The 20270-nt window shown below is 68.5% G+C and carries 18 protein-coding genes and 1 other RNA gene; 7 read left to right on the plus strand and 12 right to left on the minus strand.

Going from position 1 to position 20270, the window contains the following annotated elements; all coding sequences use genetic code 11:
* Positions 1 to 484 precede the first annotated feature (484 nt).
* Positions 485 to 907, minus strand: coding sequence for a ferric iron uptake transcriptional regulator (fur, locus tag J2Y70_RS17215; protein ID WP_179565169.1), 423 nt, complete (start codon positions 905 to 907; stop codon positions 485 to 487).
* Between the two features lie 103 nt (positions 908 to 1010).
* On the opposite strand from fur, the gene J2Y70_RS17220 reads away from it, so the two are divergent.
* Positions 1011 to 1409, plus strand: a complete 399-nt coding sequence (locus tag J2Y70_RS17220) for an outer membrane protein assembly factor BamE (protein WP_309920229.1) — start codon at positions 1011 to 1013, stop codon at positions 1407 to 1409.
* Positions 1410 to 1436: 27 nt separating this feature from the next.
* Here J2Y70_RS17220 and J2Y70_RS17225 read toward each other — a convergent pair whose 3' ends face one another.
* Positions 1437 to 1691 (minus strand): RnfH family protein, encoded by a 255-nt coding sequence (locus tag J2Y70_RS17225; RefSeq protein WP_309920457.1) that lies wholly within the window; start codon positions 1689 to 1691, stop codon positions 1437 to 1439.
* 5 nt (positions 1692 to 1696) lie between these two features.
* Entirely contained in the window at positions 1697 to 2128 is a 432-nt protein-coding gene (locus tag J2Y70_RS17230; RefSeq protein WP_309920233.1) for a type II toxin-antitoxin system RatA family toxin, read from the minus strand.
* A 60-nt stretch (positions 2129 to 2188) separates the two neighbouring features.
* Here J2Y70_RS17230 and smpB point away from each other — a divergent pair, with 60 nt between their 5' ends.
* A complete protein-coding gene (smpB, locus tag J2Y70_RS17235; protein ID WP_263394786.1) occupies positions 2189 to 2692 on the plus strand; it encodes an SsrA-binding protein SmpB in 504 nt (167 codons plus the stop codon).
* Positions 2693 to 2783: 91 nt separating this feature from the next.
* On the opposite strand, the gene J2Y70_RS17240 is transcribed toward smpB, so the two are convergent.
* The gene (locus J2Y70_RS17240) at positions 2784 to 5141 is read right to left on the minus strand and encodes a S8 family serine peptidase (protein WP_309920236.1); all 2358 of its coding nucleotides are present in this window, start codon (positions 5139 to 5141) and stop codon (positions 2784 to 2786) included.
* Positions 5142 to 5722: 581 nt separating this feature from the next.
* On the opposite strand from J2Y70_RS17240, the gene ssrA reads away from it, so the two are divergent.
* Positions 5723 to 6074: a transfer-messenger RNA gene (gene ssrA, locus J2Y70_RS17245) on the plus strand.
* A gap of 731 nt (positions 6075 to 6805) precedes the next feature.
* Positions 6806 to 6979 carry a hypothetical protein gene (locus J2Y70_RS17250; protein ID WP_263394790.1) on the plus strand — a complete coding sequence of 58 codons (174 nt, stop codon included), beginning with the start codon at positions 6806 to 6808 and terminating at the stop codon, positions 6977 to 6979.
* Positions 6980 to 7235: 256 nt separating this feature from the next.
* Here J2Y70_RS17250 and J2Y70_RS17255 read toward each other — a convergent pair whose 3' ends face one another.
* Entirely contained in the window at positions 7236 to 7820 is a 585-nt protein-coding gene (locus J2Y70_RS17255; RefSeq protein ID WP_309920239.1) for an NAD(P)H-dependent oxidoreductase, read from the minus strand.
* A gap of 109 nt (positions 7821 to 7929) precedes the next feature.
* On the opposite strand from J2Y70_RS17255, the gene J2Y70_RS17260 reads away from it, so the two are divergent.
* Together J2Y70_RS17260 and J2Y70_RS17265 are read left to right on the plus strand one after the other, a co-directional pair.
* On the plus strand, positions 7930 to 8886 hold the full coding sequence (locus tag J2Y70_RS17260) for a LysR substrate-binding domain-containing protein (protein WP_309920243.1): 957 nt from the start codon (positions 7930 to 7932) through the stop codon (positions 8884 to 8886).
* Between the two features lie 341 nt (positions 8887 to 9227).
* Complete coding sequence (locus J2Y70_RS17265; protein ID WP_263394793.1) at positions 9228 to 10244, plus strand: diguanylate cyclase; 1017 nt, start codon at positions 9228 to 9230, stop codon at positions 10242 to 10244.
* Positions 10245 to 10400: 156 nt separating this feature from the next.
* Here J2Y70_RS17265 and J2Y70_RS17270 read toward each other — a convergent pair whose 3' ends face one another.
* The 6 genes from J2Y70_RS17270 to J2Y70_RS17295 form a co-directional block, all read right to left on the minus strand.
* Complete coding sequence (locus J2Y70_RS17270) at positions 10401 to 11846, minus strand: TolC family protein (RefSeq protein WP_309920247.1); 1446 nt, start codon at positions 11844 to 11846, stop codon at positions 10401 to 10403.
* Positions 11840 to 12574, minus strand: a complete 735-nt coding sequence (locus J2Y70_RS17275; RefSeq protein WP_309920252.1) for an SDR family oxidoreductase — start codon at positions 12572 to 12574, stop codon at positions 11840 to 11842. Before J2Y70_RS17275 ends, J2Y70_RS17270 begins: the two co-directional genes overlap by 7 nt.
* Positions 12575 to 12604: 30 nt before the next feature.
* Positions 12605 to 15778, minus strand: a complete 3174-nt coding sequence (locus J2Y70_RS17280) for a multidrug efflux RND transporter permease subunit (RefSeq protein ID WP_309920255.1) — start codon at positions 15776 to 15778, stop codon at positions 12605 to 12607.
* A 162-nt stretch (positions 15779 to 15940) separates the two neighbouring features.
* Positions 15941 to 17134: an efflux RND transporter periplasmic adaptor subunit gene (locus J2Y70_RS17285; RefSeq protein WP_263394797.1), complete on the minus strand. Its 1194-nt coding sequence runs from the start codon at positions 17132 to 17134 to the stop codon at positions 15941 to 15943.
* 11 nt (positions 17135 to 17145) lie between these two features.
* A complete protein-coding gene (locus J2Y70_RS17290) occupies positions 17146 to 17919 on the minus strand; it encodes an SDR family NAD(P)-dependent oxidoreductase (protein ID WP_263394798.1) in 774 nt (257 codons plus the stop codon).
* Complete coding sequence (locus tag J2Y70_RS17295; RefSeq protein WP_263394799.1) at positions 17916 to 18140, minus strand: hypothetical protein; 225 nt, start codon at positions 18138 to 18140, stop codon at positions 17916 to 17918. The genes J2Y70_RS17290 and J2Y70_RS17295 overlap by 4 nt, the downstream gene beginning before the upstream one ends.
* Before the next feature lie 130 nt (positions 18141 to 18270).
* Here J2Y70_RS17295 and J2Y70_RS17300 point away from each other — a divergent pair, with 130 nt between their 5' ends.
* The gene (locus tag J2Y70_RS17300; RefSeq protein ID WP_309920261.1) at positions 18271 to 19359 is read left to right on the plus strand and encodes a LysR substrate-binding domain-containing protein; all 1089 of its coding nucleotides are present in this window, start codon (positions 18271 to 18273) and stop codon (positions 19357 to 19359) included.
* Positions 19360 to 19501: 142 nt separating this feature from the next.
* Here the strand turns inward: J2Y70_RS17300 and J2Y70_RS17305 are convergent, their stop codons facing one another.
* Positions 19502 to 20197: an OmpA family protein gene (locus tag J2Y70_RS17305; RefSeq protein ID WP_309920264.1), complete on the minus strand. Its 696-nt coding sequence runs from the start codon at positions 20195 to 20197 to the stop codon at positions 19502 to 19504.
* Positions 20198 to 20270 lie beyond the last annotated feature (73 nt).

Below are 20270 nucleotides of genomic sequence, written 5' to 3' on the forward strand. Positions count from 1 at the left end.
AGCTCCCTGTAGGAGCGGTTTCAACCGCGACTAAGGGAGCCATTCAACCATCCGGCTTCGGAAGCAGTCGGGACTGAAGTCCCTCCCACATTGCGTCCAGCGAGTCGGCCGCAAGCCCCTGTAGGAGCGGTTCCGGGTGGCCCCGGGTATCAACCGCGATGAACGGAGCCATCCAGCTCGCCGGCTGCGGAAGCCGTCGGGACGGATGACTCTATTGATGCCGCAGGCCATGGAAGCCCTCCCACAGGTCACAGGCAACTCGCCGCAAGTCCCTGTGGGAGCGACTTCAGTCGCGACGCGCGGAGCAATGGATTCGACGGCTTCAGGCAGCACCCGGTGTCAGACAGCACCCCGTCGATGGTTCAGGGCACCGGTCCCCTGCCTACAGCAGGAAACACCCGAAGCAGGCAACACACAAAAAGTGACTACGCTCCCAGCGCCGCATCCATCCTGCCGATGCCGAGCCTGCCCTGCCCCTCGGAACTCAACCCTTCTTGCCCGCCGGGCGCTTGCTGCGCACGTACAGCACCAGCGAATGCTCTTCCAGCTCGTAGCCGTGATCGGCGGCGATCTTGCGCTGCAGTTCTTCGATCTCGGCGCTTTCGAACTCGATGACGTTGCCGGTATCCACGTCCACCATGTGGTCGTGGTGACCGCCGCGGTCCAGTTCGTACACCGCCTGGCCGCCTTCGAAATTGTGCTTGAGCACCAGCCCGGCCGCCTCGAACTGGGTCAGGACCCGGTACACCGTGGCCAGGCCGATCTCGTCGCCGTGGTCGAGCAGCTGGCGGTAGATCTCCTCGGCGGTCATGTGGTGGCGCGCCGACTTCTGCTCGAGCAGCTCCAGGATGCGCATCCGGGGATGCGTGACCTTCAGGCCGACTTTGCGCAGATCGTGGGATTCCATGGCGTCTCCGTTCATAGCTGGTTTAGCGCCAGCTGCCTCGGGATGGGTCGCGGCGGTCGTCAGAAGTGTATCATCGACCTGATTTCCCTCAGTACTGTCCCCGATGCGCAATCTCTTGCTGGTCGCCGTTGTTGCCCTGTCCACCGCTGGCTGCGGGATCATCTACAAGCAGCCCATTTATCAAGGCAACCTGATCAAGCAGGCGGCCGTCGACCAACTCAAGGTCGGGCAAAGCAAGCAGCAGGTCAGCGCATTGCTGGGCACTCCGTCGATCCCGGATCCGTTCCACGCCCAGCGCTGGGACTACACCTCCAGCGAGCGCGTCGATCGCGTCGGCAAGACCGAAATCAAGAATTTCGTCGTGTACTTCGAGAACGACACGGTGACCCGCTGGGAAGGCGAGTATTTCCCGGACCGCGATTCGGAACTGGCCAAGAACAGCGTGCGCCAGTTCGGCCGCAACCTGGCCAAGGACAAGAAGAAGCAGCGCCGCGGCGAATAAGCGCGCACGGCGACACCCCAGGTGGCGCTAGCGCGGTTTCGCGCGGCGCCGCCGGGCTTCCTTCGGATCGGCCAGCAACGGCCTGAGCAGCTCCACCCGGTCGCCGTCGTGCAAGCGCTGGCTCGGTGCGGCCACGCTGCCATGCACCGCACAGGGCATGCCCGGCGTGGCTTCGGCCAGGTCGGCGGCCGCCACGGCATCGGCGACGGTGGCGCCTTCAGGCAACTGCAGCGTGCGCGCCACGAAGCGCTCCGGCCAGGCCAGCACCACCTCGACCCGCACCCCGCTCACGCGTCTTCGCGGTCGGCGACGCGGACGAAGTCGTTGACCATGCGGTCGGCCAGGCTCTGGAAACCGAGCGCCAGCGCCGGCCCCAGCAGCCGCGAGGCCGGTTCGAAATCGAGCATCAGGCTGACCTTGCTGGCGTGGTCGTTGAAGCCCTGGAACTCCCACTGGCCCTGCAGCCGCTTGAACGGGCCGTCGCGCAGCAGCATATCGATGCGGCCGGGGCGCTGCAGCCGGTTTTCGGTGGTGAACCAGGTCCGGAACGAGCCCAGGCCCAGGTCCAGCCGCGCCACCAGGAACTGGTCGCTGTGCTCGAGCACATGCGCCGCGTCGCACCAGGCGAAGCGGCGCGGATAGGCGGCGACATCATTGACCAGGTCGAACATGCGCGTTGCGGGGTGTTCGACCAGGGCGCTGCGGCGGATGATAGGCATTCGGTGCGGGGAAGTAGACCAAGACGTTCGGGAGGACCCCGAATCGGAGACAATAGCAAGATGAGCAAGAAACCCGCCAAGGATAAAGCAAACGGCGCGACGGCCACCAAGACCATCGCGTTGAACAAGCGTGCGCGCCACGAATACCACCTGGAGGACCGCTACGAAGCCGGCCTGGCCCTGCAGGGCTGGGAGGTCAAGTCGATCCGCGCCGGCCGCGCCAACATCGGCGAGAGCTACGCGTTCGTGCGCCAGGGCGAACTGTTCCTGTTCGGCGCGCAGTTCACCCCGCTGATCCAGGCCTCCACCCATGTGGTGGCCGACGACCGCCGCACCCGCAAGCTGCTGCTGCACCGGAGCGAGATCGACAAGCTGATCGGCCGCGTCGAGCGCGACGGCTACACCCTGGTGCCCACCGCGATGTACTGGAGCAAGAACAAGATCAAGCTCGAGATCGCGCTGGCCAAGGGCAAGCAGGACCACGACAAGCGCGACGCCGCCAAGGACCGCGACTGGGCCCGCGACAAGCAGCGGATCATGCGGCGGCACAATAAAAATGCGTGATTGGGGATGACGGGATTGGGGATTCGCAAACGCGGCAAACCAGATGCCGCCGTTACGAATCCCCAATCTCCAATCACCAATCCCTGCCCCATCACGTCCCGCCAAGCATCCGCATCAGGCTCGGCAAGCCCCGGCCCTGCATGTATGGATCGCGTTGCAGATCCAGGCACTGCGCCAGCAGCAATTGCTTGACCCGGTCCGGGAAGCCGATGAACTCGCGGCGCACCGACAGGAACGCGGCGATCAGCCCGGACACGTGCGCGGCGGCCATGCTGGTGCCGCTCATCTCCACCATCCAGGTGCTGGGGTCGTCGACGTCGTAGCGGTGATGGGCCGAGACGATCTTCTCGCCCGGCGCCACCAGGTCCGGTTTGTGCCGGCCATCGGCGGTCGGCCCGCGCGAGGAGAAATACGACACGCCGTAGCTGTGCGGGCTGCTCTTGTGCACCGAACCCACCGCCAGCGCCTCCTCCAGGTTGGCCGGATCGCCGATGCTCAGGTCCAGGTTCAACGGATAGGCCTGCCCGTCGTTCTGCATCAGCCAGGCCAGGCCTTCGTTGCCGGCCGCGATCACCACCACCACGCCCTGCCGCCATAGCCGGCGCAGTTCGTTGCATAGCGGGGTGAAGCCGCAGCCGTAGCTTTCCGCATCGAAATAGCCGCCCAGGCTCAGGTTGACCCCATGGATGACCAGTTCGCCGGCGCGCTCGTTGATCTCGGCGACCTGCTGCACCCCCTTGATGATCCACGAGTCGCGGCCGTTGCCGTCGTCGTCCAGCACCTTCAGCCCGTACAGCCGCGCCTGCGGCGCCATGCCGGCGAAACGCAGCGGCGTGGCTGGCGCCACCCCGGGCAGCGGCGCCTCGCAATGCCCGGCGATGATCCCGGCCACGTGGGTACCGTGGCCGTTGCCGTCCATGGCGGCGAAGCCGGCGCCGTCGCGGCGGCGCAGTTCGCGGGCGCGGCCGCGCTGGGTGCAGTCCCACTGCGCCAGCACCGTTTCGGCCAGGCCCGGCTGCTGGAAATGCGGATGCGCCGCGGCGATGCCGCTGTCCAGCACCGCCCAGCCGATGCCGGCGCCGAGCGCGCGATACGCCACCTGCGCCGCGTCGGCCTGCACCGTGCTGCGCGACTGGTAGATCAAGGCGCGCTTGCCGGCGTCGCGCCACAGCCGCTTCAGGCTCAGCGTGCGATAGCGCTCGCGCAGGCTCTCGATCTCGAACCGGGTCAGGCGCGCCGACACGTAGCGCTGCAGCGTGTCCTCCAGCTCGATCGCCGCGTCCAACGCATCGCCGTTCAGCCCGGTGGAGGCCTGGGTCAGCTCGCGCAGCGCGGCGACCAGTTCGTGCTTCAGTTGCGCCGGCTCGCGCTCGCCCGGCAGGCGGTCCAGTTCGATCAGCACCTCGTGCCGATAGTCCGGCGCATGCGCCTCCAACTGGTCGGACAGGTCCTTGATCAGCACCGGGTGCGCGATCGGCTGGTCGAAGCCCACGCCGACCGCGCGCCGCACCTCGGCGCGGACCTCGGGAATGGACAGGTAGCCGGAGCCGGAATGCGGGTTGCGTTGCCAATCCGGATTGATCCGCGACCCGGCGATGTTGTGGAAGCGCCCCTGCGCGTCGGCGATGTCGTCGCTTAGATCATCGTCCAGCGCCACCGGATCGCGGCGCTCGGCGACGTTGACCCAGCGCTTCACGCAGGCCGGGAACGGCAGCTTCGGCGTGCCGGTCCACTGCTTGAACATGCTGCGCACCACCGGCAGGCCCAGCGGCGAGCCCAGCGTCAGCAGCAGCGACACCTCGCAGCCTTCGGCTTCGAATTCGCGCAGCACGTCGTAGGCGATCAGCGAGCCCTGGCTGTGCGCGACCACCACGAACGGACCGCCGCCGGCACGCATGCGCTGCAGCAGACTTTCGCGCATCTGCTCGCGCCGCGCCGGCACGAAGAAGAAATCGTGCACGTCCTGCAGCAGCGCCGCGGAGATCAGCTTCAGCAGCATCCGGTTCAGCACGTCGATCGGCCCCTGCGCATGGATGCCGGTGGCGTCGGGCGCGGCGGTCTGCACTTCGTCCAGCAGCTGCTGCAGGAATGCGCGCTCCACATCGCTGCCGGCCAGCGTCTCGGCCAACTGGCGCAGATCGGCCATCTGCGGCACCACGCCCAGCGCACCGAGCACGCGCTGCTCGGCCTGGTTCAGCGCCGGGCCGCGATCCTGGTCCTGGCAGCTGCCCGGCTCCGGCGACGGATAGCGCTCGCGGCTGACCCAGTACGCCAGGCGCGTGCGCTCGCCCATCTCCCGACCGAACAAGGCGCGATCCCACTGGCAGCGCAGCACCTCGGCCGGCGGCTTGTTGCCGATGCCATGGATGTAGACGACCGTCCGCGCCCGCCCCTGCGCCAGCGAGCCTTCGCCGGTGGCCTTGGGCCGGAGCGTGCGTGGGGGCGCCACGGACGCGGCAGCGGCGACAGGTCCACCGTCAGGAGAGGGCGGCTGGCGGCTGGCTGCTTTGGCTGCTTTGGCTGCTTTGGCCGCCTTGGCCGCCTTGGCTGTCTTGGCCGTCTTGGCCGTCTTGTCTGTCTCGGCCGTTCTGGACTTGCCTGCTACGGGCTTGGAGCTCGCCAATGGCTTCGCTGGGGCGGGCCGGAGCCGCCTACCCGGTCCGGCGGCGGCCTGTTCAGCGACCTGGTCCCGGATCCGCTTCGCACCGGCCTTCTTCGGCGCGGTCTTCTTGGGCGCAGCCTTTTTTGCCGCAACGCCCCGCTTCGTGGGCGCGCGGCCGGCCGGCGGGGTCGCTTCTGCCGGTTTTGCCGCGGGCGCCGTAGCGGGCGCTCGCTTCCGGTCGCGCCCGCCGTCGCGCGCACGCTGTTGCCTGGTTGCCATCGCGGTGCTCCATGCCTGGGGGAGATCCGTCGGCGCATACCACCAGCTGCCGCGCCGAGTGAAGCCAGCTTAAGCCGCCCCAGTCGCAAGACTTGTGACTGGCCTCCCCGATCCCTACACTGTGCAGGTCAGCGTTTTACGTTCTCCCCGGGGGTGCACTGGTTTCGACGGGGGTTGCAAAATCGCTTGGCGCATGCCGAGGGGGCCGCTTTCCTCGTAAATCCAGCAGCAAACTTATAGTTGCCAACGACGACAACTACGCACTGGCCGCTTAAGGCCTAGCCCCGAAATCGCTTGTGTCCGTGCTCGCGACGTAGGGTCATTATCACGGAATCGCCGGTGGTGGCTGCCTGTCAACCATTGGCTAAATGAAGCAGGCTGGTCCCGGGATGCGCTTCGCACATCGTGCTGTTCCGGGATGAGATCCAACGATGAGCTAAGCATGTAGTGCCGGGGATGGAGTGCCTTCGGACGGCGGTTCGATTCCGCCCACCTCCACCATCTGAACGTTCGCAGCGGTTCGCGGACGTACGACAAGGGTCGGATGTTCCTGGATTCCAGGGCAATCCGGCCCTTTTTGTTTGTGCCCGCCATCGACGAGGCACGCCTCACCGGCACAGCGATCCACCTGCGGGGTCTCCGGAATCAGGGCGGCACCGCAAGGCGATCGCGACGGCAGCCGTTGCAGCGAACATCGCCACCGCGTCGGTTCGACGCTGCACATGAGCGGATCGAGGGGCTGACAGTCGGTGCGAGCGGCGCCGGTAGCCCACGGCGCAGCTGAAGCGTGCGAGGCTGCCCCGGGCGTAGGGGCAGCGGCAACACGTCAAACGAAGATGGTCCAGCCGCGGATACCTGCACCCTTGAAGCAGCCCCGAGATTTACCTACGGCCGCACAGCTGGTGACGCGAGCATGCAACCGGGACTGTTACGACCATGTCCTCGCCGCAGTCGGAACGACGCGCGCACTCAGCGCGGATCCTTCTGGTTCTGCGTCACGGATCCGACATCCCCGGCTTGTGGCAGCTGAAGTCGCTGTCTTTCTCGCCGGTGAAGGTCGCACCGGTAAGAGGATGCTTGCAACCTTGCGACGAGGCGATCAGGGCTCCCTGCCCCGCCATGCCGGTAAGCGACCGGCAACGAGGCTTGAGGCCCCGATGCGCCGCCCCGGCGACATGCCCATCACGCATGGCATGTACGGTGATGCCATCGATTCCCGACAACGGTGTGCCATGCCACTGACCAGCGAACAATTGCGCATCCTGCAAGACATCCACGACACCAAGCCGGTCAGCGAGGAGGAGGCGAACTGGGCGGTGCGGCAAGGCTATGCCGCACAGGGCGAAGATGGAGACATCGCCCTGAAACCCGAGGGCCTGCAACTGGTCGACGACGAAGCGCCATAGCGCCGGTTCGGCTAGCGTCTGCCGGGACAAATGCTGGCGGCGATCGTTGCATAACAATCCCAGGCATCGCTCCCATTGGCGTTCCGGCGCGCGTCCAAACGTTCCGCAAGGCAAGTGCCGGTGTCGCAGCGATCGGCAGCGGCTGGAGAGCAGGCGATGCCTGCCGCAGCGTCCTGGCGTGCGCTGTTGCGCTCGCGCGGCAACCCTGCCCCTGCCGAGACGCCTCGCGGACGCGAGACATCCCGGCCGCCGCGGATCAGGCCGCTTCGCGCAACAAGCCGCCGATGCCGGCGATCGCGCCGCCGATCGCCTGGGTGCGGTGGTCGTCGCTCATCGCCACGCCTTCGGCGCGAACGAACTCGATCTCGGTGATGCCGAAGAAGCCGAACGCCGCGCGCAGGTAGGTTTCCTGGAAATCGTTCGCCGCCGCCGGGCTGCCCGGGCTGTAGATGCCACCGCGCGAGGACGCGACGATCACGCGCTTGCCGCCGGCCAGGCCTTCCGGACCGGCGGCGCCGTAGCGGAAGGTCTTCCCGGCCACGGCGAGACGGTCGATCCAGGCCTTCAGCGAGCTGGCGATGCCGAAGTTGTACATGGGCGCGCCGACCACGACGACATCGACGGCCAGGAACTCTTCCAGCACTTGGCTGTTTTCGATGGCCGCCGGGTCGGCATCGCCGGCCGGCGGCGACCAGTGGCTCAGCGGCGCGGCATGCACGTCGCGGTAGGCGACGTCCACGCCGGGATGCGCGGCGACGAACTCGGCGACGATGGCCGCGGTCAGGCCGCGCGAGACGGAATGCGCGCCAAGCGCGCTGCTGTCGATATGCAGGAGTTTCATGGAGGTTCCCTTTGCGTTGACCGCGTAGCGGCATGGAAAAGACGATACGCGCGAAACAATCAAGCGATTAGCCCACATGAAGTAGACTGATCGTTCGCGACGAGAAACGATGATCCCGACGATGGACGGCGTACTGCACGACCTCAACGATCTGTATTTCTTCGCCTCGGTGGTCGAACACGGTGGATTTTCCGCCGCCGGGCGGGCGCTGGGCCTGCCCAAGTCGCGGCTGAGCAAGCGCGTCGCCCAGCTCGAGGAACGGCTCGGCGTGCGCCTGCTGCAGCGGACCACGCGACGCTTCGTGGTCACCGAGGTCGGCATGCGCTTCTACCAGCACTGCCGCGCGGTGCTGGAAGAAGCGCGCGCCGCGCAGGATGCGGTCGACGAACTGCGCATCGAGCCGCGCGGCGTGGTCCGGGTCAGCTGCCCGGTACCGCTGGCCCAGAACGTGTTGGGCCCGATCCTGCCGGCATTCCTGCAGCAACACCCCAAGGTGCGGGTGCGGCTCACCGCGACCAACCGCCGCGTGGATGTGATCGGCGAAGGCTACGATGTGGCGATCCGGGTGCGCGACAAGCTCGATACCGATGCCACCCTGGTGGTGCGCAGCATCGGCCATGCGCGCGGCATGCTGGTGGCCAGCCGCGCGTTCCTGGACGCGCATGGCCGTCCGCAGACGTTGCAGGAGCTGGCGCAGCTGCCGGCCTTGTCGATGTTCGAACACGAGGGCGCGCAGTTGTGGGAGCTGCTCGACGGCGACGGCAACAAGACCGCGGTGGAGGTCACGCCGAGGCTGGTCAGCGGCGATTTCTCGGTGCTCCTGGCCGCTGCCGTGCAGGACTGCGGGGTGGCGCTGTTGCCCGAGGAATTCTGCGCGCCCCTGCTCACCAACGGCACGCTGGAATGCGTGCTGCCGGACTACAGCACCGCCCAGGGCCTGCTGCATTTCGTCTACCCGAGCCGCCGCGGCCTGCTGCCGGCGATCCGCAGCTTCGTGGATTTCCTGGCCGAACGCCTGCCGCAGGCCACGTTCCGCCACGACTGCCCACGGCCGGCGGCCGACTAGAGCCAGACCGCCAAGCTGCACATGGCAGCGTCGCCGACGCCGGTCGCGCAGCAGCGGCGCCCATGCCTCTGTACGAGTGAGGCGAGTGCGACGCCCGCCCTGCACCGGCTCACGCCTCCAATAGGGGAACGACGGATCGGCACGCGGCATCGCCCGAGGCGACATCTGACCGGCGCTCTGCCCGCCCTGCCGCAATCACGCGGCCAATGCGGCGGACGGCCCAGAATTTGCTACTACGATGCGACCCTAACGCAGCGCGATGTCCGCATGCACGTCCTTCTCCTTCCCCAGCCCGTCGTTGCCAGGCAGATACCGCGCGCCGCGCAAAGCGCCGCGCAACCGTGAGCGTTCCGATGCGCCACGACTTCCGGCTCGGCCTGATCAGGATTCTCGGGCCGACCACCGCCGTGCTGTTGCTGCTGTTCGGGATGTACCAGTTGCTGAAGGCGCAGCCGTGGGTGGCCGCTGCCGGCATGGCGTTGGCCGCGCTGGCGGCGCTGGCCACCTGGCTGGCGCTGCGCCGCGGCGACAGCCGCATGGACGCGCTGCTGACCCTGAGTTGGCTGCTGGGCAGCGCGCTGGCCAGCCACGCGCTGCATCAGGCCGCGATCCCGTGGCTGTACCTGGTGATGATGAGCAACTTCTTCGTCGTCTCGCGCAATGTCGGGCTGGCCTGCAATGCCACCTTGATCGTGATCATGCTGGTCACCTCGAGCAGCGCGGAGACCGCGCTCGGCGCCGAGCACACCTTCTCGCTGACCGCCGTGTCGCTGCTGATCACCGGCCTGGGCTACGTGCTGTCGCTACGCCTGGAGGACGATCGCCTGCGCCTGGAACAGCTGGCCTCGCACGACGCGCTGACCGGGCTGCCGAACAGGCGCATGCTGGAGCGCAGCCTGTCGCAGCGCGTGACCGATCCGCGCCGCAACACGCGCCGGCATGGACTGGTCGTGCTGGACATCGACCACTTCAAGGTGGTCAACGATCTCTACGGGCACGCGGCCGGCGACCGCACGCTGGCCGAACTGGCCGCGCTGCTGCGTTTCGAGGTGCGTGCGCCGGACGAGGTGTTCCGCTTCGGCGGCGAGGAATTCGTGGTGGTGGCGCGCCTGCAGTCGCGCAGCGAGCTGGTCCGTTTCAGCAAGCGCCTGCACCAGGTCATGCGCGAGGCGTTGCGCGGTCCCAACGGCAGCGTCACCGTGTCCCTCGGCGCGGCCATGCTGTGCGACGAGCTGCACTGGCAGGATTGGTTCTCGCGCGCCGACGCGGCGCTGTACCAGGCCAAGAACGGCGGCCGCGACACGTACGTGGTGGCCGAGGATCTGGTCCACGAGCAGTCGCTGCAGAAACAGGAGTGAGCGGCCGCGCCGTGCGGGCGCAGGCAGCGTGTCGCCGGTATGCGTCGCGGTGACGCAGCGACATGCAGCCGATGTTGCGGCCACGCGCGCCGCTTCTGGCGTAGCGGGCGCTGCGGCATTCCGGCCGCAGCGCCCTCGCCTGCCGTCAGGCCGCGATCAGCGCGAAGCCGGCGCCGGCAGCGGCGCTAGCGCCACGTCCTGCGGCAACACCGCATCCTGGCCCCAGCCGCCGAGCGCCTTGTACACCCGCACCACGCCGACGTTCACCGATGCCTCGGCCTCGGCCAGGGCATCGTCGGCGGCCAGTTGCGTGCGCTGGGTGTCGAGCAGGGTCAGGAAATCCTCCGAGCCTTCGCGATAGCTGATCTCCGCCAAAGTTGCGGCGCGCCGCGCCGCTTGCGCCTGATCGACCACGATCGCCAGCCGCGCCTGCTGCTTGGCGTAGGCGGTCAAGGCGTTCTCGGTGTCTTCCAGCGCGCCGAGCACCGCCTTCTCGTAGTCGGCGGCGGCGCCGTCGGCCTGCGCCTCGCTGGCGCGCAGCCGCGCCCGCACGGTGCCGAAATCGAACGCCGCCCAGCTGATCGACGGGGTCAGCGACCAGGCCTTGCTGCTGCCCTGCAGCAGCGAGCCGGCATCGCCGGACAGGAAGCCGACGAAGCCGCTGAGGCTGATCCGCGGGAACAGATCGGCGGTGGCCACGCCGACCCGCGCCGTCGATGCCGCCAATCGGCGCTCGGCGATGCGCACGTCGGGGCGCCGGCGCAGCAACTGGGTAGTATCGCCCAGCGGCAAGGCACGGGCGTAGGCCGGCGTCGCGCGCGGCGCCAGCAGCTCGTCCAGTGCGCCGGGAGTGCGTCCCAGCAGCACCGCCAGGCGATGCCGGGCCTGCGCTTCGCTGACTTCCAGCAACGGGATGTCGGCCTCGATCGCCTTCAGCCGGGCGCGGCTGCTCTGCACGTCCAACTCGCTGCCGGCGCCCAGTTGCAGGCGGGTTTCGGTCAGGCGCTGGGTGTCGCGCAGGTTGTCCAGCGTGGTGCGCGCCACCGCGATGCGCTTCTGCGCGCCGCGCAGCTCGAAGTAGTTGCGCGCCACTTCCGCGGCCACCGTCACCTGCGCATCGGCCATGCCGGCCTGCTCGGCTTCCAGGTCGGCACGCGCCGCCTCGCTGGCACGGCGCTGGCGTCCGAACAGGTCCAGCTCCCAGCCGGCGTCGAAGCCCAGGCTGTAGCTTTCGGTCAGCACGCGCGCACCGCCGGCGTTCGGGTCCGGCGCCTTGCCGCGGCTGTAGTCGCCGCCGGCGGTGACGTGCGGCGCCTGGTCCAGGCGCCGCTCGGCAAACACCGCGCGCGCTTCGTGCACGCGCGACAGGGCGATGCGCAGGTCGAGGTTGGCGACCAGGCTCTCGTGCACCAGTTGCTCCAGTACCGGGTCGTCGAACTGCGCCCACCACGACGCCACCGGCGAGGTGGTCGCGAACACCGGTGCCGCCGCGCCCTGCAGCGTCACCGGCGCCTGTTCGGGCGCGCGGTAGTTGGGGCCGACGCTAGCGCAGGCGCTGAGCAGCGCCAACGCCAGCGCGCCGATCGCGGGGCGGATCACCATGGCAGCACCTGGCCGACGTGGGTGTAGCTGCCGGTCGGGCCGTCGGCATCGAGCAGCGCCATCATCACGCTGCTGCGCGCGCCGTCGGCGACTTCCAGCTCGCCTTCGCCGGCGTTCATGTCGGTCTTCACGTAGCCGGGGTGGATGGTGTTGACCTTGATCGGGGTGTCGCGCAACTCGTAGGCCAGCTGCACGGTCCACGCGTTGACCGCGCTCTTGGAGACGTTGTAGGCCGGCACCTTGAAGTCGTAGATCGGCGAGCCAGGCTGGCTGTGCAGCGCGAGCGAGCCGAGCAGGCTGGACACGTTGACGATGCGCGCGGCCGGCGCGGCGCGCAGCAGCGGCAGGAACGCCTGGGTCACCGCGATCAGGCCGAACACGTTGGTATCGAAGGTCGTGCGCCAGGTCTGCAGGCTCTGCTGCGACACGGTCAGCTTGAAGTCGTCGACGATGATGCCGGCGTTGTTGACCAGGATGTCGAGCCGGCCGTGGCGCGCCTGCACGGCGGCCACTGCGGCGGCGATGCTGGCGTCGTCGGTCACATCCAGGGTCAGCGCTTCCACCGGCAGGCCTTCGCCCTGCAGTTCCAGCGCGGCGGCGCTGGCGCGGGTGGAATCGCGGCCGGCTAGTAGCGTGTGCACGCCGGCCTCGGCCAGCTGGCGCACGGTATGCAGGCCGATGCCGCGGGTGGCGCCGGTGACGAGGGCGATTTTCTGGGTCGTGGTCATGCGGATTTCCTAAAAGGGGGAATGGATGGATCAGCCGTGGGCCGGCGCATCGGCGGCGTGCGCCGGCGCATGCGACACCAGCGGACGCCCGGCCAGCTTGCGCAGGGCGACATAGAACACCGGGGTGAGGAACAGGCCGAACAGGGTCACGCCGAGCATGCCGGCGAACACCGTGATGCCGGTGGCCGAGCGCACTTCGGCGCCGGCGCCGTGCGAGAACACCAGCGGCACGGTGCCGGCGATGAACGCGATCGAGGTCATCACGATCGGGCGCAGACGCAGGCGGCAGGCCTGCAGCGCCGATTCCACGATGCCCTTGCCCTGCAGCTCCAGTTCGCGGGCGAACTCGACGATCAGGATCGCGTTCTTGCACGCCAGGCCCATCAGCACCACCAGGCCGACCTGCACGAACACGTTGTTGTCGCCGCCGGTCAACCACACGCCGAACAGCGCCGACAGCAGCGTCATCGGCACGATCAGGATCACCGCCAACGGCAGCGTCCAGCTTTCGTACAGCGCCGCGAGCACCAGGAACGCCAGCAGCACCGCCAGCGGGAACACCACCATCGCCGCGTTGCCCTGGGTGGCCTGCTGATAGCTCAGATCGGTCCACTCGATCTCCATGCCGTTGGGCAGCACCTGCTTGGCGATCTGGGTGATCTTGGCCATCGCTTCGGCCGAGGACAGCATGCGCGCATCCGCTTCGCCGGCCAGGTCGGCCGCCGGATACCCGTTGTAGCGCAGCACCGGGTCAGGGCCGAACGACTGCTTGACCGTCACCATCGAGCCGATCGGCACCATTTCGCCGGCGGCGTTGCGGGTGCGCAGCCGCGCGATGTCCTCCACGCTCTCGCGGAACGGCGCATCGGCCTGGGCGATCACCTGCCAGGTGCGGCCGAACTGGTTGAAGTCGTTGACGTAGGTCGAGCCCAGATAGGTCTGCAGCGTATCGAACAGATCGGTCAGGGCCACGCCCTGCGCCTTGGCCTTGACCCGGTCGACTTCCGCGTCCAGCTGCGGCACGTTGGCCTGGTAGGTGCCGATCGGATAGCTCATGCCCGGGGTCTGCGCCACCGCGCCCTGCATCGCGTTGACCGCGTTCTGCAGTGCGCCATAGCCCAGGTTGGCGCGGTCCTCGATGAACAGCTGGTAGCCGTTGCCGTTGCCCAGGCCCAGGATCGGCGGCGGCATGAACGCGAAGGCCATGCCCTCGCCCAGCTGGGAGATGCGCTGGTTGATCTCGGCATTGATCTCCAACGCAGTGCGGTGGCGCTTGGCGAACGGCTTCAGGGTCAGGAACACCACGCCGGTATTGGGCGTATTGGTGAACTGCAGCGCGTTCAGGCCGGGGAACGAGATCGCATGCTCCACGCCTTCGGTCTGCATGGCGATGGTGGTGACCTTGCGCAGCATCGCGTCGGTGCGTTCGAGCGAGGCGCCCTCGGGCAGCTTCACGCCGGCGATCAGGTACATCTTGTCCTGGGTCGGGATGAAACCGGCCGGCACCGCCTTGAACATCACGCCGGTGACCACCAGCAGGCCGAGGTAGACCACGAACACCACGCCGCGCCGACCGAGGATCCGCGACACGCTGCCCTGGTAACGATCGGAACTGCGGTTGAAGAAGCGGTTGAACGGGCGGAACAGCCAGCCGCCGAACAGGCGGTCCATCAGCCGCGACGGAGCGTCCTTGGGCGCGTCGTGCGCCTTCAGCAGGCGCGCGGCCAGCGCCGGCGACAGGGTCAGCGAGTTGATCGCCGAGATCACCGTGGAAATGGCGATGGTCACCGCGAACTGCTTGTAGAACTGGCCGGTCACGCCGGACAGGAACGCCATCGGCACGAACACCGCGCACAGCACCAGCGCGATCGCGACGATCGGACCGGACACCTCGCGCATCGCCTGGTGCGCCGCGGCCAGCGGCGCCAGCCCTTCCTCGATGTTGCGCTCGACGTTCTCCACCACCACGATCGCGTCATCGACCACGATGCCGATCGCCAGCACCAGCCCGAACAGGGTCAGCGTGTTGATCGAGAAGCCCAGCACGTACAGCGCGGCGAAGGTACCCACGATCGACACCGGCACCGCGATCAGCGGAATGATCGAGGCGCGCCAGGTCTGCAGGAACAGGATCACCACCAGCACCACCAGCAGCACCGCTTCCAGCAAGGTATGCACCACGGCGGTGATCGAGTCGCGCACGAAGATCGTGGTGTCGTACACCGCCTCGTACTTGACGTCGGCCGGGAACTGCTTGGTGAGCTCGTCCATCGACGCGATCACCTGGTCGCGGATCTCCAGCGCGTTGGCGCCCGGCGCCTGGAAGATGCCGATGCCGACCGCGTTCTTGCCGTCCAGCTGCGAGCGCAGCGTGTAGTCGCCGGCGCCCAGCTCCAGGCGCGCGACGTCGGCCAGGCGCACGCTCTCGCCCTCGACCCCGGTCTTGAGCACGATGTCGCCGAACTCCCGCTCGCTGCGCAGGCGGCCCTGCGCGTTGATCAGGGTCAGGAACTTGCTGTCGGGCATCGGCTCGGCGCCGAGCTGGCCGGCCGAGACCTGCACGTTCTGCTCGCGCATCGCGGTGACCACGTCGCTGGCGGTGAGGCCGCGCGCGGCGATGCGTTCCGGGTCGAGCCAGGCGCGCATCGCGTAGTCGCCGCCGCCGAACACCTGCGCGTCGCCCACGCCCTGGATTCGCGCCAGCGCGTCCTTGACGTGCAGCCGCGCGTAGTTGCGCAGGTACAGCGTGTCGTACTTGCCCTTCGGCGAGGTCAGGTGCACGACCATCAGGAAGGTCGGCGACTGCTTCTGCGTGGTCACGCCCTGCCGGCGCACGTCCTCGGGCAGGCGCGCCTGCGCCTGGGCCACGCGGTTCTGTACCTTGACCGCGGCATCGTCGGCGTCGATGCCCGGGCGGAAGGTGATGGTCATCTGCAGCACGCCGTCGGAGCCGGCCACCGACTTGAGGTACATCATGCCCTCGACGCCGTTGATCGCCTCTTCCAGCGGGGTGGCGACGGTCTCGGCGATGACCTTGGGGTTGGCGCCCGGATACACCGTGCGCACCACCACCGAAGGCGGTACCACGTCGGGGTATTCGCCGATGGGCAGCATCGGGATCGCGATCAGTCCCGCGGCGAAGATGACGATCGACAGCACGGCCGCGAAGATCGGCCGGTCGATGAAGAATCTGGAAAAGTCCATGGGTGGTGGTCCTGGAAACTAAGGTGAAACGGATGGCCGAACAGGAATGCGGGCAAAGCGGCGGCGACGCCGGGCCACAACGGTGGCCCGGCCGGTAAGCACCGGCCGCCAGCGCGACCGGTCTACGACGCTGCGCGCGCCCCTGGCGTCAGTCGGGGCGACTCAGTCGAGGGCGACGGCCTTGCGTGCGGCAGCCGGCGTCGCCGTGGCCAGGGCCACGGTCTTGGCCTGCACCGGCATGCCCGGCATGAACACTTTCTGCACCCCGTCGACGATGACCCGGTCGCCGGGGTTGAGTCCGCTCAGCACGATGCGCAGGCCTTCGGCATCGCGCCCGAGCTGCACGTCGCGGCGCTGCGCCTTGCCGTCCTTGTCGACCACGTAGACGTACTTGCGGTCCTGGTCGGTCAGCACCGACCGGTCGTCGATCAGCAGCGCATTGAAGCGGCCGCTGCCGAGCAGGCGCACGCGCGCGAACAGGCCCGGGGTGAAGCTGCGGTCGGCGTTGTCGAGCAGGGCGCGGACGCGGATGGTGCCGGTGCTGCGGGTGATCTGGTTGTCGAGGAAATCGACCTTGCCGGCATGCGGGAACCCGTCCTCGCCGACCAAGCCGACCTGCACCGGCAGCTGCCCGTCGCGCTCGCTCGGCCGTTCGCCCTTGCGCGCCATCTGCGCGTAGCGCAGGAAGGTGCCTTCGTCGGCGTCGAAGTACACGTGCACCTTGTCCAGCGATACCAGCGTGGTCAGCACGCTGGCGCTGTCGCCAGCGCTGACCAGGTTGCCGGCGGTGACCTGGGCGCGGCCGGCATGGCCGTCGATCGGCGCGCGCACCTGGGTCCATTCCAGGTTCAGGCGCGCGGTGTCGACCGCGGCCTGCGCGGCGAGCACGTCGGCCTGGGCCTGTTCGGAGGCGGCGTGGCGCTGCTCCCAGCTCTCGGTGGAGATCGCCTGCTGGTCGGACAGCTTCTTGGCACGGGCCGCTTCGCTGCCGCTGAGCTTGGCCTGGGTCCGCGCCCGCGCCAGTTCGGCGTTGGCGCGCGCCAGCTCGGCGCGGTAGCTGCGCGCGTCGATGGTGAACAGCACGTCGCCCTTCTTCACTTCCTGGCCTTCGACATAGTTGACCTTGTCGATGTAGCCGGACACGCGCGGGCGCAGGTCGACGTGCTCGACCGCCTCGACGCGGCCGCTGAACTCGTCCCACTGGCTGATTTCTTTCTGCAGGGCGGGCGCGACGCTGACCGACGGCGGCGGCGGCGCGCCCTGCCCGTCGGCCTTGCTGCCGCAGGCAGCCAGGGCCACGGCCAGCAGCGCGATCGCCAGCGGGCGCAGGGCGCGCGATGGGGAATGGAGGGACATCGGAATCGGGTTCATGGAGAGACCTCGTGAGTGGAGGGAGAAAAATGCGATGCGGTCATCAACGAGGTGCGTGGATGCGCGTACTGGTGTTTGTCGATATCGACCACGGCCTGGCCGGGCGTGCCGCCGTCGGCGAGCAGCGACACCGCGGCGCGGCCCACGCTGAGCGTGGTGAACCACTCCGGGCAGTCGTCGGCGCCGGATTCGCTGCGGCAGACCGGATGGGTCAGCGACAGCAATTGCACGCGCACGCCCAGCGGCTTGGCCTCTTCGTGCAGGACCTGGGCGAGCATGCGGATCGCCGCCGACGCCACCGAACTGTCGCCATGCCCGGCCCAGGCGCGCAGCGCGCACGGACTGCCGAGCAGGATGTAGCGGCCGCCGCGCTCGGCCTGCGCCAGCAACGGCAGCAGGTGCCGGGCCGCGGCCAGGTGCGGCAGCAGGTCGCTGTCCAGGCGCCGGCGCAGCGCGGTCAGCGGCTGGTCCAGCAGGCGCCCGCAGCGCAGCGGGCTGCCGAGGCTGGCGACCACGCCGGCCAGCGGCCGCGGCCGTTGCGCCACCGCCGCGGCCAGGGTCGCGGCGCCGGCATCGTTGGCGACCGAGCCCTGCAGCACGTCCAGCGCCGGTTCGTCGCTGTAGCGGTCGCGCAGCGCGCGCAGGCGGCCACGGTCGCGCGCCACCGCCAGCACCGGGCTACCGGCCTCGAGCAGTGCGCGGACCACGCCGAGGCCGACGGTGCCGGTGCCGCCGAGGACCAGGACCTCCGGGTCCAACGTCCCGCTCACGGGACTTTTACTCCCGTTGACGGGATAATCCCAATACGGCCCAGCCGGCCGCTGCCGCGCTGACCCAACTGCATCGAGCTGCCGCTCTGGCTGCGCGGCGGCGGGGTGAATTCGCGAAATGCCTTGAGATAACCGGTTTCCAGCGCGTCGATGGGCGTACCATCGAGGCTATCCGGACGACGGGCGCCCACGAAAAACTGGAACAGAGTGCGCAACAGCATGAGCAAATGGCCTGGGTGGCGGCGAATGCGTACAAATTAGGCGTCAAAGCCGCACTTGATTAGTCCGAATTAAGGGGAATAATCGTCCCGTCACCGGTCCAATCGTCTCCACCCCTCCAGGAACTCCGCCATGACCCACGATCTGAACGACACCCTGATCTTCGTCAAGGTGGTCGAGCAAGGCAGCTTCATCGCCGCGGCCAATGCGCTCGGCCTGCCCAAGACCACCGTCAGCCGCAAGGTGCAGGACCTGGAGGCGCGGCTGGGCGCGCGCCTGCTGCACCGGACCACGCGCCGCCTCGGACTGACCGAGGCCGGCGCGGTCTATCACGAACATTGCCAGCGTATCGCCCGCGAACTGGAGGAAGCCGAGAGCGCGGTCGGGCAGCTGCAGGCCGGCCCGCGCGGCTGGCTGCGTTTCAGCGTGCCCTACTCCGCCGGCATTTCCTGGGTCGCGCCGATCCTGGGCGAATTCCACAAGCAGCACCCGGAAGTGCGCCTGGAAATGGTCATGACCAGCGACAAGGTCGATCCGATCGCCGAGGGCGTGGACGTGGCCCTGCACATGGGCGCGCTGCTGGATTCGACCATGGTCGCGCGCAAGCTGGCCACCTTCCGCACCCAGGTGTTCGCCAGTCCGTACTACATCGAGCGCCACGGCGAGCCGCTGCACCCGGACGACCTGCAGCATCACCGCACGCTGGCGCTGAGCAACGGCCGCAACGGCAACAACCGGCTCAGCTGGCCGCTGCGCAACGGCAAGCAGAGCGGCGAGTTCGCGATCCAGCCGATCCTGGTCGCCAACGATTCGGCCGCGCTGATCGGCGGGCTGGTCTGCGGCGAAGGCCTGGTGCTGGCCAGCGATGCGACGATCAAGCCGCTGATCGAGGCCGGCAAAGCACGGCGCGTGCTCGGCGGCTGGGTCGGCCCGGACCTGGATTTCAACGCGGTGTTCCCGGGCGGGCGCATGCTGTCGCCGAAGGTGCGCGCCTTCGTCGATTTCCTGGTCGACAAGCTCAACTTCGACGTCAACTACATGCTGGCGCAGTGCCCGGCCAAGCTGGCCACGCAACAGGCCGACAGCGGCGCCGAGTTCACCCTGTGCAGCGGCGTGGCGATGAACACCCAGTCGCTGCCGCTGCCGCAAGTGACCACCGTGCCGGTGCCGGTGCCGGACACCGAACCGGCGCCGGAACTGGAAGAAGAAGCGCTGGTCTGACGCTGGCGCTGCGCAGCGGCCTTGCGCCGCCGCAGCCGCTTGCAACGATCAATCCTCGCCCGCTGCTCTGCGCGGGCCGAGCCAGAAACGCGAACGGGCCGCTGCATGCGGCCCGTTCGCGTTTTACCGGGTGTGGCCGTGCTCAGGAACGCAGCGGCACCACGCGGATCTCGACCCGGCGGTTCTGCGCGCGCCCGGCCTCGGTGCTGTTGTCGGCGATCGGGTACTTCTTGCCCGCGCCCAGCGTCTCGATGCGCTCGCGCTGCACGCCCTGCGCGGTCAGGTAGGCGGCCACCGAGGCGGCGCGCTGCTCGGACAGGCGCTGGTTGACCGCATCGCTGCCGATGCTGTCGGTATGCCCGACCACTTCGATCATGGTCTGGTTGTATTCGCCCAGGGTCGAGGCCACGCCATTGAGCGCCGAATAGAACTGCGGCTTGAGCGTGGACTGGTTGAAGTCGAAGGTGATGCCGTCGGGCAGGTTCAAGGTGATGTTGTCGCCGTCGCGGCGCACGTCGATGCCGGTGTTGGCGGTGCGCTCGCGCAGCGCGCGCTCCTGGCGGTCCTGGTAGTTGCCGATCGCCGCGCCGCTGAGTGCGCCGATGCCGGCGCCGATCATCGCGTGCTGGCGGCGCTCGGTGGCGCTGTTGCCGCTGAGCAGGCCGGCGGCGACGCCGACCGCGGTGCCGATCAGCGCGCCGCGGCCGGTGCGGTTCTGCTGCTCGGTCTGGTTGCCATACTGGTCGCGCTGCACGTAGGAGCCGCCGGTGGCGCAGGCGGACAACACCAGTGCGCTGGCCAGCGCCACGGAAATGCCTTGGATGACGGTGCGTTTCATCGCTCTCTCCCGAACCTGAATTGAAGTGGGAGCAAGCATAAACAGCGGCCTGCGAGACCAGCATGAACGAAGC

This window comes from Xanthomonas sp. 1678, from assembly GCF_031455575.1.
Classification (GTDB): Bacteria; Pseudomonadota; Gammaproteobacteria; order Xanthomonadales; family Xanthomonadaceae; genus Xanthomonas_A.

Coding starts and splice junctions, on each gene's coding strand:
- fur (WP_179565169.1), bottom strand. CDS start 907: ATGGAATCCCACGATCTGCGCAAAGTCGGCCTGAAGGTCACGCATCCC.
- J2Y70_RS17220 (WP_309920229.1), top strand. CDS start 1,011: ATGCGCAATCTCTTGCTGGTCGCCGTTGTTGCCCTGTCCACCGCTGGC.
- J2Y70_RS17230 (WP_309920233.1), bottom strand. CDS start 2,128: ATGCCTATCATCCGCCGCAGCGCCCTGGTCGAACACCCCGCAACGCGC.
- smpB (WP_263394786.1), top strand. CDS start 2,189: ATGAGCAAGAAACCCGCCAAGGATAAAGCAAACGGCGCGACGGCCACC.
- J2Y70_RS17250 (WP_263394790.1), top strand. CDS start 6,806: ATGCCACTGACCAGCGAACAATTGCGCATCCTGCAAGACATCCACGAC.
- J2Y70_RS17255 (WP_309920239.1), bottom strand. CDS start 7,820: ATGAAACTCCTGCATATCGACAGCAGCGCGCTTGGCGCGCATTCCGTC.
- J2Y70_RS17260 (WP_309920243.1), top strand. CDS start 7,930: ATGATCCCGACGATGGACGGCGTACTGCACGACCTCAACGATCTGTAT.
- J2Y70_RS17270 (WP_309920247.1), bottom strand. CDS start 11,846: ATGGTGATCCGCCCCGCGATCGGCGCGCTGGCGTTGGCGCTGCTCAGC.
- J2Y70_RS17275 (WP_309920252.1), bottom strand. CDS start 12,574: ATGACCACGACCCAGAAAATCGCCCTCGTCACCGGCGCCACCCGCGGC.
- J2Y70_RS17280 (WP_309920255.1), bottom strand. CDS start 15,778: ATGGACTTTTCCAGATTCTTCATCGACCGGCCGATCTTCGCGGCCGTG.
- J2Y70_RS17285 (WP_263394797.1), bottom strand. CDS start 17,134: ATGTCCCTCCATTCCCCATCGCGCGCCCTGCGCCCGCTGGCGATCGCG.
- J2Y70_RS17295 (WP_263394799.1), bottom strand. CDS start 18,140: ATGCTGTTGCGCACTCTGTTCCAGTTTTTCGTGGGCGCCCGTCGTCCG.
- J2Y70_RS17300 (WP_309920261.1), top strand. CDS start 18,271: ATGACCCACGATCTGAACGACACCCTGATCTTCGTCAAGGTGGTCGAG.
- J2Y70_RS17305 (WP_309920264.1), bottom strand. CDS start 20,197: ATGAAACGCACCGTCATCCAAGGCATTTCCGTGGCGCTGGCCAGCGCA.